This is a genomic window from Exiguobacterium sp. s26 (assembly GCF_018618235.1).
Classification (GTDB): Bacteria; Bacillota; Bacilli; order Exiguobacteriales; family Exiguobacteriaceae; genus Exiguobacterium; species Exiguobacterium chiriqhucha.
Genome location: NZ_JACSLS010000002.1, coordinates 275,693 through 288,506 on the forward strand (window position 1 = coordinate 275,693; position 12,814 = coordinate 288,506).

Annotated in this window: 19 protein-coding genes; 4 read left to right on the plus strand and 15 right to left on the minus strand. The window is 51.5% G+C overall.

Translation table 11 applies throughout. The annotated features are described in order from the left end of the window. Positions 1–121: 121 nt before the first annotated feature. Both KNP82_RS03845 and KNP82_RS03850 read right to left on the minus strand, forming a co-directional pair. Positions 122–1,243, minus strand: coding sequence for an N-acetyldiaminopimelate deacetylase (locus KNP82_RS03845; RefSeq protein ID WP_131471124.1), 1,122 nt, complete (start codon positions 1,241–1,243; stop codon positions 122–124). After that, the gene (locus tag KNP82_RS03850; protein WP_021066984.1) at positions 1,240–2,118 is read right to left on the minus strand and encodes a transcriptional regulator CcpC; all 879 of its coding nucleotides are present in this window, start codon (positions 2,116–2,118) and stop codon (positions 1,240–1,242) included. The genes KNP82_RS03845 and KNP82_RS03850 overlap by 4 nt, the downstream gene beginning before the upstream one ends. Before the next feature lie 110 nt (positions 2,119–2,228). Here KNP82_RS03850 and KNP82_RS03855 point away from each other — a divergent pair, with 110 nt between their 5' ends. Next, a complete protein-coding gene (locus KNP82_RS03855) occupies positions 2,229–2,618 on the plus strand; it encodes a disulfide bond formation protein B (RefSeq protein WP_021066983.1) in 390 nt (129 codons plus the stop codon). A 381-nt stretch (positions 2,619–2,999) separates the two neighbouring features. Here the strand turns inward: KNP82_RS03855 and nadE are convergent, their stop codons facing one another. From nadE to KNP82_RS03895, 8 genes are all read right to left on the minus strand, one after another. Continuing rightward, complete coding sequence (nadE, locus tag KNP82_RS03860) at positions 3,000–3,815, minus strand: ammonia-dependent NAD(+) synthetase (protein ID WP_029595764.1); 816 nt, start codon at positions 3,813–3,815, stop codon at positions 3,000–3,002. Positions 3,816–3,932: 117 nt separating this feature from the next. Continuing rightward, positions 3,933–4,763, minus strand: a complete 831-nt coding sequence (locus KNP82_RS03865) for a BsuPI-related putative proteinase inhibitor (protein WP_353049053.1) — start codon at positions 4,761–4,763, stop codon at positions 3,933–3,935. Positions 4,764–4,863: 100 nt separating this feature from the next. Continuing rightward, the gene (locus tag KNP82_RS03870) at positions 4,864–5,058 is read right to left on the minus strand and encodes a hypothetical protein (protein ID WP_021066980.1); all 195 of its coding nucleotides are present in this window, start codon (positions 5,056–5,058) and stop codon (positions 4,864–4,866) included. Between the two features lie 244 nt (positions 5,059–5,302). Beyond that, entirely contained in the window at positions 5,303–6,394 is a 1,092-nt protein-coding gene (locus KNP82_RS03875; RefSeq protein WP_029595766.1) for a virulence factor, read from the minus strand. A gap of 72 nt (positions 6,395–6,466) precedes the next feature. Next, positions 6,467–6,706 (minus strand): hypothetical protein, encoded by a 240-nt coding sequence (locus tag KNP82_RS03880; protein WP_035385680.1) that lies wholly within the window; start codon positions 6,704–6,706, stop codon positions 6,467–6,469. 69 nt (positions 6,707–6,775) lie between these two features. Next, positions 6,776–7,336, minus strand: a complete 561-nt coding sequence (locus KNP82_RS03885; protein ID WP_029595767.1) for an NADPH-dependent FMN reductase — start codon at positions 7,334–7,336, stop codon at positions 6,776–6,778. Further along, positions 7,329–8,042 (minus strand): alpha/beta fold hydrolase, encoded by a 714-nt coding sequence (locus KNP82_RS03890; protein WP_158001044.1) that lies wholly within the window; start codon positions 8,040–8,042, stop codon positions 7,329–7,331. The genes KNP82_RS03885 and KNP82_RS03890 overlap by 8 nt, the downstream gene beginning before the upstream one ends. A gap of 2 nt (positions 8,043–8,044) precedes the next feature. Beyond that, positions 8,045–8,611 carry a GNAT family N-acetyltransferase gene (locus KNP82_RS03895; protein ID WP_021066975.1) on the minus strand — a complete coding sequence of 189 codons (567 nt, stop codon included), beginning with the start codon at positions 8,609–8,611 and terminating at the stop codon, positions 8,045–8,047. Positions 8,612–8,762: 151 nt separating this feature from the next. On the opposite strand from KNP82_RS03895, the gene KNP82_RS03900 reads away from it, so the two are divergent. After that, positions 8,763–9,494, plus strand: a complete 732-nt coding sequence (locus KNP82_RS03900) for a hypothetical protein (RefSeq protein WP_021066974.1) — start codon at positions 8,763–8,765, stop codon at positions 9,492–9,494. A gap of 273 nt (positions 9,495–9,767) precedes the next feature. Next, positions 9,768–10,055, plus strand: a complete 288-nt coding sequence (locus tag KNP82_RS03905) for an FHA domain-containing protein (RefSeq protein ID WP_029595769.1) — start codon at positions 9,768–9,770, stop codon at positions 10,053–10,055. Positions 10,056–10,075: 20 nt separating this feature from the next. Here the strand turns inward: KNP82_RS03905 and KNP82_RS03910 are convergent, their stop codons facing one another. The 4 genes from KNP82_RS03910 to KNP82_RS03925 are packed head-to-tail and all read right to left on the minus strand — an operon-like array spanning position 10,076 to position 11,923. Then, the gene (locus KNP82_RS03910) at positions 10,076–10,267 is read right to left on the minus strand and encodes a hypothetical protein (protein WP_058763287.1); all 192 of its coding nucleotides are present in this window, start codon (positions 10,265–10,267) and stop codon (positions 10,076–10,078) included. Next, positions 10,264–10,797 carry a hypothetical protein gene (locus KNP82_RS03915; RefSeq protein WP_214827083.1) on the minus strand — a complete coding sequence of 178 codons (534 nt, stop codon included), beginning with the start codon at positions 10,795–10,797 and terminating at the stop codon, positions 10,264–10,266. Before KNP82_RS03915 ends, KNP82_RS03910 begins: the two co-directional genes overlap by 4 nt. Then, positions 10,794–11,378: a phosphatase PAP2 family protein gene (locus tag KNP82_RS03920; RefSeq protein WP_214827087.1), complete on the minus strand. Its 585-nt coding sequence runs from the start codon at positions 11,376–11,378 to the stop codon at positions 10,794–10,796. Before KNP82_RS03920 ends, KNP82_RS03915 begins: the two co-directional genes overlap by 4 nt. After that, on the minus strand, positions 11,378–11,923 hold the full coding sequence (locus tag KNP82_RS03925) for a phosphatidylglycerophosphatase A family protein (RefSeq protein ID WP_029595773.1): 546 nt from the start codon (positions 11,921–11,923) through the stop codon (positions 11,378–11,380). The genes KNP82_RS03920 and KNP82_RS03925 overlap by 1 nt, the downstream gene beginning before the upstream one ends. Before the next feature lie 172 nt (positions 11,924–12,095). On the opposite strand from KNP82_RS03925, the gene KNP82_RS03930 reads away from it, so the two are divergent. Beyond that, positions 12,096–12,605 (plus strand): YjcG family protein, encoded by a 510-nt coding sequence (locus tag KNP82_RS03930; protein ID WP_021066965.1) that lies wholly within the window; start codon positions 12,096–12,098, stop codon positions 12,603–12,605. 2 nt (positions 12,606–12,607) lie between these two features. Here KNP82_RS03930 and KNP82_RS03935 read toward each other — a convergent pair whose 3' ends face one another. Next, positions 12,608–12,796, minus strand: a complete 189-nt coding sequence (locus KNP82_RS03935) for a hypothetical protein (RefSeq protein ID WP_021066964.1) — start codon at positions 12,794–12,796, stop codon at positions 12,608–12,610. Between the last annotated feature and the right edge of the window lie 18 nt (positions 12,797–12,814).

Below are 12,814 nucleotides of genomic sequence, written 5' to 3' on the forward strand. Positions count from 1 at the left end.
TTGAGCATGCTTAACAATATCGACGCTTTACAACTCTTACTTTTTTCCCAAATCTTTAACGGTTCACGCACAATTCTACACATTTCATACAAAAAAGCGGACACCGTCGTGTCCGCTTGCTTCACTTAATGATGGCCGTTCTAAAGAAATGATCGAACAGCTCGATGGCGACATCGATGGCCCGCTCATCCGGGTTGAGCGTCGATTGGTGAAGTCCCGACCCCATATCGTTCACGCCGAGCCAGACCATAAAGCCTGGAACTTGTTTCAGCATGTATCCGAAATCTTCACCGGTCATGGCCGGTACGCACGTCTTGTATGAGTATCCGACTTCCTCGACCGCTTCTTCGAATTGGAACAAATAACGTTCGTCGTTGACGACCTCGTGGTACCGGTTGCCGAACTCGAGGTCGATGTGGACGTTATACGTCATCTCCACCCCGGCGATGATTTGACGGATGCGTCGTTCGAGCACGACCATCTCCTTGTCCGACAAGGCCCGAATCGTACCGTCGAGCTTCGCCGTGTCCGCGATGATGTTCTCTTTCGTCCCAGCCATCACTTTCCCGATCGAGATGACCGCGCTGCCCATCGGGTCGATGTTCCGCGAGACGATTGTTTGCAGCTGCATAATCAACGCGGCCTGGACGATGACGGCATCAATTCCGGCGTGTGGGAAGGCACCATGCCCGCCTTTCCCATGAATCGTCAGATGCAACTCGCGCGCACTCGCGAATAATACACCTGGACGCGACGCGATTGTGCCGACAGGATATTCTGGTGCGACGTGAAGTCCGAACATCGCATCGGGACGGAAATGATAGAACAATTCCGACATGGCCATCGGCTCAGCTCCGCCCGGACCTTCTTCGGCTGGTTGGAAGAAGATGACGAGGTGATGGTCGAGCGGCTCTTCGACGGCTCGCTTAATCAACCCGAGAGCGATTGCCATATGAACGTCATGGCCACAGGCGTGCATCATCCCTTCATGGACCGAGGCAAACTCGAGGCCCGTCTCTTCGGTGATCGGTAAGCCGTCCATGTCGGCCCGGTAACCGATCGTCTTTTCACCGGCAAGCCCGTCGATGCGGACGAACAAACCGGTACGCCAATGCGAGATGTGCACGCGCGGCGAGTTCAAGGATCGAATCAGTTCCTCAAGCGTCGCCTGTGTCTTGAACTCTTCATAACCTCGTTCTGGAATCAAATGTAATTGCCGTCTTGCCTCAATTGCCCAACTCATTCCACACTCTCCTTCGTCACTTCATCAACAATCTCCCAAAACGCCTTCACTTGCGCCAACTCGAGCATCGACTCGGTCGATAACATCCACGTATCCCGGACGAGCGGAATCCCATCCGACGACGTGAGCGGAATCTTATTGATTGCCTCGACGTCGCGAATCGTCGACTCAGGTAAAATCGCGAATCCGATTCCGTGTAACGCCATCTGTTTGCACGTCTCGATTTGGTCGACGACGAGCGTCGTGAGCGGCGGGCTCGAGAAGCGCTCTTGCCACCACTCCAAAATTTCTTGATAATACGTCGAGTCGCTCTTGAATTGAATGAACGAACGCTCGTTATTCTTTAATTGTTTCAAATCGGTCATCCGCAAGTCGACCAGATGAAGCGAATCTGAGAACAATTTCATCTTCTCACCGCGCCAATCCGGATTCCCGCGAATGATGCCGATATGGAAATTTTCCTCTAGCATATAGCGCATCATCTCGCTTGACCAGCCCGTGACGAGTTTGACTCGAACCGATGGATACCGCTCGACGAATCGCTTCAAGACGCGCGGTAGCCAATACTGACCCATGATGGATGCGACAGCGATTTTTAATGTACCGTACACCTCACCTTGTTGCGCTGTCAACTCCCCACGCAGCTCCTGCTCCTCGCTATACATCTTCTTCGCGAAGTCGATGATTTTTTCACCGTCCGGCGTGAGCGCGAGGCCCCGTGTCGAACGGACAAAAATTTTCTTGCCCCACTGATGCTCGATTGTGACGAGGCGCTGACTGAGTGCGGGCTGGGAGACGAACAAGCGCTCCGCCGCTTTCCGCATATTCAACTCTTCGGCGAGGACGATTAACACTTCCACTTCTGATACTTGCATGACGTCACCTATTTCTCTATCGTTTCAAAGATTGTATACTGGATACGTTATTGCTTCACTGTATCATATCATGTTTGTCGATTAGTTTTGAATCGTCAGGAGGAAATCAGATGCAACGTCATCATTTTGCCTTTATTGTCGCCACCATCGCGACGCTCGGCAGTCTTTATTTCTCGGAAATCATGCTGTACGTGCCATGCAAGTTATGCTGGTTCCAACGCATATTTATGTATCCGCTCGCCATCTATTACTTGACGGTGCTTCTCTCGAACCGTGCTGTGAACAAATTGTTCGTCGGTCTCATGGCCGGGGCGGGTTGGGCAATCGCCCTCTATCACGTCATTCTCGAACGCATCCCGAACGGCGACGCGTTCTGCAGTAACGACTGTTTGATTCGTTGGGTGAACTACTTCGGATTCATCACGATCCCGCTGCTCAGCTTGATCGCGTTCACGCTCATCTTGCTCATCCAATTCGTGCCGACACGCTCGAAGCGCTAATCTGTGATACACAAGAGAACCGGTCTACCGACCGGTTTTTTTGTTTGATTTACGATTGCTTTGGCCGGCATCCTTCGTTTCTGGGGCGATGCGGATGCCTCCACAGCGCGAATCGCGCTTTACAGGGTCGTCCTTGCATCGCTCTCCCCTAGGAGTTCGGTTGCCGGCTTTTGGCATCGATTGATTTGTAGCATAGGGAAGTCCCTTCGATCCGGCCCGTGGCGCCCTGACTCATGCAGGAAAGCAATCCAACGAAGACCCCGCAGTGCCGGATTCGGCGCGAGGAGGCTTCGGGATTGCCTGCTGAAAGCATGGGCGCCTAACGGGACAGTTCGAAAGTTACCACATAAAAAAGAACCAGCCGGGGGCTGGTTCTTAAGATCACTGCCACCACTCGTCATAGAGCGAGGCCGGCATATGGTGTTTATGGCGCGACCGTTTGAAGATTGTCTCAATCCGTTCAGCGATGGCTGGATCGACTGATTTCCCTTCGAGATAATCATCGAGTTGATCATACGTCATCCCGAGAGCGACCTCGTCCGGGAGTCCCGGTTTGTCATCTTCCAAATCAGCCGTCGGCACTTTATAAATCAAGCTCTCATGCGCTTCAAGTTCATGGAGCAACGCTTTCCCTTGGCGCTTGTTCAATCCTGTGAGCGGCGTCAAGTCGGCCGCCCCGTCCCCGTGCTTCGTGTAAAAACCAGTGACGTATTCGGCCGCATGGTCCGTGCCGACGACGAGGGCACCGTACGTGGCTGCGATGTCGTATTGCACTTTCATCCGCTCGCGCGCTTTCGTGTTCCCTTTATGGAAGTCGCCAAGTTCGAGTCCCGTCGCTTCATGGAACGAGTTGGCTGAGGCATCGACGGCCGGTTTCACGTTGACCGTGAACGTTTTGTCCGGTCGAATGAAGTCGAGGGCACGTTTGGCGTCGGCCTCGTCATGTTGCTCGCCATATGGCAGACGGACGGCGTAGAATGTAAAGTCCGCACTTGTTTCCTCACGCAATTCTTCCATCGCCAGCTGGCAGAGCTTGCCGGCGAGCGTTGAGTCTTGTCCTCCCGAGATACCGAGGACGAGCCCTTTCGCGCCTGCTCGTTTGACATAAGCCTTTAAAAAATCGATTCGGCGACGAATCTCCTCGGCTGGGTTGATGGATGGTTTGACGTGTGTCGTCTCAATAATATGTTGCTGCATTCTCAACTTCCTCCCTATCTGATATTGGTTTGCCTAATTGTCTGACAATCTATGAATGCCGTCAACTTGTTTCATTCCCGAAACAAAACGACGGAAACCTAAGTTTCCGTCGTCCGGTTATTGAATGCGGAACGATGCGACGTCGCCGCCGATCGGTGTCATCTCCAAGAATAATGCTTTTCCTGCCGGTGGTTCTTCATCCATTAAGACACCAAATGTGAAGCTGCCACTTGTCACTTCGGCCGCACCTTGGGCATATAGATTATGACCGTCCGACACGCTCCATTCGAACTCTTCGACGTCCGTGTATCCAGAAACATCAATCGCGTTACCGTTCAATTTGATGGCCACATCGCGGAACGAACCTTCCGTTTGCGCGGGTTGGTCGCTCGGCTCTTCAACGGGTTCTTCTGTCGTTTCTTCCGTCGTTTCTTCGGCCGGCTCTTCCGGTGTTTCTTCAGTCGGCACCTCGGAAGCTTCAACGGTCAGCGACTGTTGATCGGTGACCGCCATCTCAGGTGCACCTTCGACTTGGGCCAGACCGACGAAGTCCACCGTGTACTCACCCGCTTCGAGCGTGAGTGGGAATACTTCATCGAACACTTTCTTCTCACCTGGTGCCCACGTCTCTTCGATAATCGATTCTGTGAACATATATTCACTGCCATAGTCGAAGATGGTCGTATCCCCGTTCATCACCGTCATCTGAAAGCGTTGCGACGAATTGAACGTCACGTTGACGGGCTCCTCGTTCGGATTCGTCATCGATACCGTCGCCGACAACTGTTTGGACTCGGCATCGTAGCTCACGTCCGTCTCGAGTGTCAATAAGGCAGGCGGTGTCGACGCGTTACCGTCCACATCGCTCGGCTTCGCTTCTTCTTTGCTGCAAGCCGCGACGACCAACATCATCGCCGTAACGATTGCCAATAACCAAGTTTTCTTCACGTATCCCACTCTCCTCTGAAAAATAAAAAAACGTCTATAGCACTAGTGTAAACGTTCGTGCAGACGTTTGTAATGGGTTTACGGATATTATTCACCTTTATTATGAAACTTGGACGTTTTCCACGTATTGCTGCCATCCTGTCATGAACAACGCGTCAGCGACGTCGATATCGGACCGAACTTGTGCAGAGATCGAGAACGTCTCGCTGTGAATCGACTCAAAGATGACCGTGATCATACCATCGACGACTTCCTTATAGGCTACGAGTTCTGGTGTTTCTGCAAAAAGCATCATGAGTGTGGCTCCTTTTCGGTTATAAGATATGTATAGTGTATCAACGATTATATTGAGAATAACGTCCCATCGTTCGACAGGCCAAAAGACCCGTTTACCCAACTGTCGAATTGCTGGTATCGATTGTTAGTCATTTGGATGAATTATCAAATTATTCGTGCAAAAAGAGAGACGAATCGCAATCCGATTCGTCTCTCTTCCTGTAACTGTAAAAAAATTAAATTCATGATTGTCGAATGATTTGTTACTTCGTTCGGTTTGAAATTTGTTGCCACACTGTCCCGAGTGCCGTTTCCCCGCTCGTGATCCGTTCTTTGGCAAGGCGTGCCTGCAACGACACCTCGAACTCACGATCGTCTTCGGCGATTTTGAGGGCGGGTACGGCCTGTTCATCTCCGCAGTCGAACAAGAATCGAGCGGCCCGCCACCGGACGAGCTTGCTCTTATCCTTGAGCGCCTCAATCATCGACGGTTGCGACTGCGGCAACGCCCAATCGGACACCGTGTCGCCGGCCGTACGCCGTACAATCGGTGACGAGTCGACGAGCGCCTGTTCGATATACGTGACATACTCTTCCCGATTCTCTTCGAACATGCCAATCATGACGACCGCTTGTCGACGGATGGCCATCACCTTGTCCTCGAGGGCGCGGCGGAAGTACACCATGTTGTCCGGGGTAATCTCGAGCTCGTCCAAGAACGCCAAACGTGCTTTCCAATCGTCTGATTGCAATTGGTTCGCATTGGCTTCATAGTCGGCTTCCCGACCAAACGCCCGAGCGACGATGCGAGCAACCCGTTCTTCAGGATACGCCGCCTCGAGCTCTTCTTGCGCTACGACGCTCACGTCCTCTAGCTCGCCGTAACGCGGGGCTTGTTCGACCCAGCGTCGGTCTTGGATGACGTTTTTCACTTGGGCCTGCACGTCAAGTGCGGCGTCGACGAACCGTTTTGACAGGCCGACCCGTTTTTCCGAGTCGCCTTTGACGAGTTTCAATTGCATCGGCACATCGAGGACGAACTGGACCGAGACGTGCACCGGTTCGTAGTCCGCCGCCATTTGGCTTGCCTCGACTTCCGGCACGTCTTCCCCGAACGCGCGGCGAATCTCGTTCATGACGTCGTGCCAGTCATGTTTCGGATGGCGTTCGACGGCGAGGAAGTCGGAGACAGCGTAGACCGACTTGACCCCGCGTAAGCCGACGATGTCTTCAATGATCGGCGGCATATCACGGCTCGCCTTGTCATACGTGACACCACGGCCCGTGAACGCCGGTTCGACGATAATCTTCAAGTTATTTGGACTTGGAGTTGGTTCGATTGCTACTAATTTCATTCTCATCACCTCACTCTCAATCGTGACGAAAACGACAAAAAAACGCAAGCGAGTCGCTTGCGTCGTGAACAATCAAAATAGGGCGATGAACTGTTGGAGCGAATACTCTTCTCCTTCGACGATGAACGTATCATCTGCTGACACAGGCTCAAGGAAGAAGCGCTTCTCCCCATCGGCTTTGACGTATCCGAAGATATGGCTCGTTTGATAGAACAATTCCACAATCGTCACCCGGCCGAACGTCATCCCGTCATTGATGATTGCCCGGTCCTCCAACTCGCCGCCATTATACAGTTCAATATACCTTTGCATGTTTGTCGTCGCTCCCTTTGTGTTTGTTTTCACAATTCATTTCTATCAAACAATCAGGGCGACTTCAAGTTAATTTTTTGCGTGACGCTTCCAAAAATCAATCCAGTTATAATACTCAGATAACACTCTGTCGATTTGTTGCCGAGACTTTTCATCGTGTAATCCAGTATTATCAATCTTTTCTTTACAATGTGTGATAAAGATTTCATTTCCTGGTAAAACGTTAGCACGATTTGTGGCAAATACTTGACGGAGATGAATTTGACATCGCGCCGTCCCAAGCATACCCGGAGACGCCCCGGCAATCATGACCGGTTTCTCACGGAGCGGCGTGCCTGGTTCGAGCGACAGCCAATCGATTGCGTTCTTCAACACACCCGGGATGCTGTGGTTATATTCCGGGGTGACGACGAGCAGACCGTCCGCCTCACGCACGGCTCGTTTGAAGTCGCGTACGACTTCGGGTTCATCCGGGTCGATCAAGTCGTCGTTATAGAGCGGCATCTCAATCGAAGCGATCTCGACGTCGAACCAATCTTGCCCGAGCTCGATGATGGAATGGAGCAGCGCCGTGTTATATGACGCCTTACGAAGACTTCCTGATACGGCAACGAGTTTGAATTTAGACATCCTGTACCTCCTTGAGCCAATCATTGATGAGTTGCGCTTCTCGTTCTGGCTGTTCCATCATCCCCATATGGCTAGCCGGTACCGTCTGTTTCGTATGACGGTCCGCCCCTAGGAAAGCGCGTTCCGCATCCATGTTCGGATCACTAGATCCATAGAGGAATAGACCGGGCAATTTCGTCGACCGGACCGTCTCCGTTTCATCGGCACGGTCGCGAATGGCCATCTGCGCGGAAATGATTCCTTCTTTTGACATCTCGTAGCCGATTTGCTTGGCGCGTTCAATCAACGCGGTGTCGGAATCAGCGGCAAACACACTCGGAATCATCGTGTCGATGAACGGATGTACCCCTTCTTCCATCACTCGTTCGATGGCTTCATTCCGCTTCACTTTGGCCGTCTCTGGATCAGCCGCCGCTGTCGAATGAATCAATCCGAAACCGGATAGCGCGTCCGGATGACGGCGGACGAGGTTGGTCGTGATGTAGCCCCCGAACGAATGACCGAGCACGATTGGACGCTTGAGATTGCGCAGTTTCATCTCAGAAAGTACCCAATCCGCAAACTGATTCATCGTCTCTGGTCCGGCCTCCGTCCCGGCATGTCCCGGTAATGTCAGCGCGTATACGTCCGCGTCCATCAATGGGATGAGTTCCTCAAAATAGTCAGGTGATCCACACAATCCATGTAACAGTACAACTTGTCTCAACGTCATTCCTCCCTTTCGTTCCATTCGTCTTTCAAGAGACGATACATCGTCAAATCCATGAAACGTCCGTGACTATAGGCATAGTCATGGAGCAATCCTTCCTCCGTAAAGCCGAGCTTTTGCACCAACCGGTTCGACCCTTCGTTCCCTGGAGCGACGAGCGCCGAGATCCGATGAAACTTGAACTCGTCAAACCCGTATCGAATGACGGCAGACGCCGCCTCGAACGCGACACCCCGGCGCCAATGGCTCGGCGCGACCTCGAAGCCAATTTCGGCTCGAAAATACTGCGGGGTCCAGTTGTGAAAGCCGATCGTCCCAATCAGTTCGTTCGTGTCGCGGTCACAGATTGCCCAGCGAATCGCTTTTCCTTGCTGAAATTGATCTTTGAAATAAGCGATGACGTTCTTCGCCTCATAGACGGCCAGCAGAGGATCGGACCCGTAATAACGCATCACTTCCTCGGTCGAAAGAATCACATAGAGCGCCCTCGCGTCACGGGGTTCGAGTTCCCTCAAAATGAACCGGCTCGTCACGAGCTCGGGAAAGCTTTTTTTCAACCCCCACATATGGAATCCGCCTTTCTGCTTCTTTTCCTCAATTATAACCATTTTCCCAAAAAAACCATCATCTCAATCCTCTAGAACCGCTCAAACATGGCGCGCCACGAAAGGATTTGCTAAAATCAAACTATAGTGACTTCGAACTGAGGGGATAATTATGTCAAAACAGTTGTTCTATATTAAACAAGACCGAGAACTGCAACGTTTTACACTGCATGGCGTCACTTTAAACGATGTCACCGAGGCGTTATCACTCGCCCGCCCGATGATTATTTGTCGGACGGACATGAAAGGGATGAGACAGTCGTCCCGGACCCGGTTCCGCTATATCGAGGCGCACGAACTGTCGACGTTCTCGACCAAGTATTTAAATAACCAAACGAGTTTCACCGCCATCGACTTTCCTGACTATCATCTGCTTGAATCGCTATCGGATCACGAAATCGCTGAAATTTTGTTCCTCAGTCATATGGAACGTGGCTTAAAAGGACCTTTCTTGAACTCGATTCAAAACGAGATTGCCTTCTTCAACGAATCGAACGATCGTCATAGCAGCCTGTACATAAAAGACTGGTCGACGATCTCGCACTTCTTGCAGAGCGTGCTGCAAAGCAAGCTCGACCGCGACATTCGCAACATCAGTTTCGTCCCGATCCCGCTCCCGGTCATTGATGAGATTTTGGCGTTATCACCGCAAGGGTTGATTATCGATTTCGATCATACGAAGCGGAGCCTGTTCAATCGGCAAGTCTCGATTGCCTTCTATGTCGCCGGGCGTTACGAGGACATGTCGGTGCTCGAAGAAGACTTTGATGCGAAAAAAGAATCGATCGCGTTGAAAGGACAATTGACGTATCGCCGTCGTACTTGGGAGATTGAACGATTTTGAGTTCACCCGTGCAATAATCTTTATCGAACCTGAGCCAATCAGGTTCTTTTTTGTTATCCCGCTCATACGGATTACGTTTCAAATCCCATCACCAAGCGCCTGAGACACTATTTTTAAAAATTGATAACAAATTGTCTTAATTTTTCGTTAAATTAACTCTTTTCTTTTATCGCGAGGAGGGTATACTAGGAATAACCTTCTGGAGGAATGGAAGGCAATATAGAGAAAGCGAGGTGAAAATCTATTCATCACGCGGATGAATAGATACACGAGATGGAACAACTGAAAGTACAGGGAATGTCTTCGTTCACCAAGTTTGCGACGAATGGAAAAATGCTGAAACTAAAAGATGCAGTAGCCGGCGAGCAACGGATTTCGCTTCAAGAAGCGACCGATATTCAAGTCTCAATGCTCGACGAGGACCATTCGCGCTTCACTATATTCGGTCAGTCACACCCACTTGTCGAACTGACCCTTCCTCACCATTCTTGTGAAGTGTTACATGCCTGGTTATTACACAAGTTAAAACGACAAAAAATCAAATTGGCTTCTAACGCCTAAATGAACAAAGCGCGTTCCTCTTATGAGGACGCGCTTTGTTCGTTTTTCCGATAAATCGTCACGCCGCCGTGCTTCGCTTCACCGACGACTTCAAACAGCCAGCCCTTGTCGACCAAAAGTGAACGGACCGTCAAAAAGTCGTCTTTCGGGACGATGAGTTCGTCGACCGTCCCGTCGAGAAGTTCTTGAATTTTTGGTTCCCACTCGTTCATTTCACTTCATCCCTCTCCGTCTGTTGTCGGTTTGCCCAGGCGAACAATCGTTCACTCGTCTGCATCACATTTTCCGGTACGAACACATCTTCCGGCACCTGAGAATGCGACGCGACCGGCTCATCGATGGCGAGCACGACCGTTTCACCGAGTGCCCGTTCCACATAATCGGCTACAAACGCGAGCCTTTCACCGTACGTTTTTGGCGCAGCGTCGTCGAGGGCAACCGCATATGTCGCATCCACTTCGTTGTCCTTTAATAAGACTCGGCCCGAGTCGAGGATGGCGAACGGCGGGACCGCGTCTACATGAAACACTTCATAGGCTCGATACGCCGTCTCATCGCACGATAAGAGCGGCACGAAGCGGCGTTGTCCCGTCCACTTCTTGAGTTGGAACAACGTTCGCATCGCCGTGAATGACTTGGCCCCGGACGCATCTTTTTCGACCAAAATCGTCGGGGCGTCGGCCGCGTCCGCTCGAGTTTGGTCCATGAACAACCATGTTTCGACTTGTGAGACTAAAATCAATTTCGTTTCCTCCTTATTACTTCTGACCCTGCCACGATGACGAGCGCGACGAGCCACCCGCCGATGACGTCACTGAAATAGTGGACGTTCAAGATGACCCGGCTGAGCGAGACGGCCAACACCATCGCGACAAGCAAGCCGAACCCGATCAAGTTTTCATTGCGGCGGTACATCAAGATCGCCAGCATACCGTACAAGGCGAGTGATCCAGAGGCGTGACCGCTCGGGAAGCTATATGTCGTCGCGTCGAGCGCGGCATCGATTGACGGTCGGTCAACCCCGAACACGAGCTTCAACACTTGTGTCACGAGAAGCGTGGCAATGACGACAATCGGCAAACGGAACGCCTCAAAGCGGTTCCCTCGCCATAAGAAATAGAGCATGCCAATAAAGGATAGACCAATCAACACTTTCACACTGCCGAGCTCGGTCACATAAACGAACAATGGTCCAGCGAGCGGTTCAAGCGAAGCCGTGACGAAGCGGTCGACCGGTACGACCCAACCTAAAACGACGACCACCGAGAAGAGAATGAATCCAATCGTCCCGGTGATCGCCAGCTCTTGTGAGCGAGAAGTCATCAATACAACCCTTTCCGTTCCCGCATCTCGTCTTCGCCGAAGTCGGTCATATCACGCAGACGGTGCGCCAACCGACCTGAGGCGTTCGCCGCGATGGCACCGACGAGGTCATCCATGAACGTATGGACTTGGCCGTCGTCCATTTTCGTGTCGAGCTGTTTGATGATCCCGATTTTCGCTTTGTCTAAGTATCCGAACGTTGTCACGGCAATCGAACCATATGTGTTGACGGCCCCGATCGCAATCGTCTCATCGACACCGAACAAACCTTCATCCGACGCCACGATCGACAAGAGCGGCTCCGACAATTGCCCGCGCTCGGCGAGCATGTCGAGTTCCGACCCGACGAGAATCGCGTGTTGGAGCTCGCGTTTATCTAACACGGCCTCGACCGAGTCCATGCAGTCTTTCAATGACAAGTGTGGCGAATACGGTGCTTGCATTTGATAGACGATTTCGGCGATCGATTCGATCGATACGCCTCGTTCAATCAAGCGAGCCCGTGCCGCGTCGCGTACATCGCGTGAGTGTGGTACATGTTTCATCATAGATGCGGGAACAATCCCGCTACACATCCTTTCATCTCGAGAAGAGCTTCTCGAAGTACTCAATGTCTATTATACTGAAAACTCGAAAAAAAGACTAAGCCCGCTTTGACTTCATTCAATAAATCGGTCATCATAAAAAAGTAGACCACTTTATAAAGGGGGAACTGGAATGAAGATTGGGGTAGTCTTATTTCCATCAAAACAAGTTCAAGACTTCGCCAACTCGTATCGGAAGCGATACGACACGAAGTATGCGTTGATCTCACCTCACGTGACGATCAAGGAACGCACTGAAATCGACGAGGCCGATTTGCCGAAAGTGCTCGAGTATCTCCAGCAAGTCGCAGACTCGACCAAACCGGTTCAATTGAAAATCGACGGGGTCCGCTCGTTCGCACCGACGAACAACGTCCTCTACTTAAAAGTATTGCCGACGCGCGAACTGTCGGCGCTTCACGACAAACTGCACGACGGTCTGCTCAAGCAGCCTCCGAAATACGAGTTTCTGCCGCATATCACCATCGGTCAAGACTTGACCGATGCCGAACTGTTCGACGTGCTCGAACGGATGCGAATGGAACAAGTGCATTTCGAGGAGACGATCAATCGCATGGCCGTCATGTATGAGCTCGAAAACGAAACATGGAACGTCTATGAGACGTTCCGGTTCCGCGGATAAGATTACACGCTCCGGTCGACGAAACGACCGGGGCTGTTTTGTTGTTCGGCTTCTAACCATTCTTCTTGACGGGGCCGGATTCGTTGGACACGTTGAATGCGTGTGACCGGCTCGATATTCGCCCGTTCTGTTGGTTGAACTTGGCGATTTCCATATTGGACGACTGTGAAATCAATCTGATAAGGACCCATGATCCAACCTCCTTCACA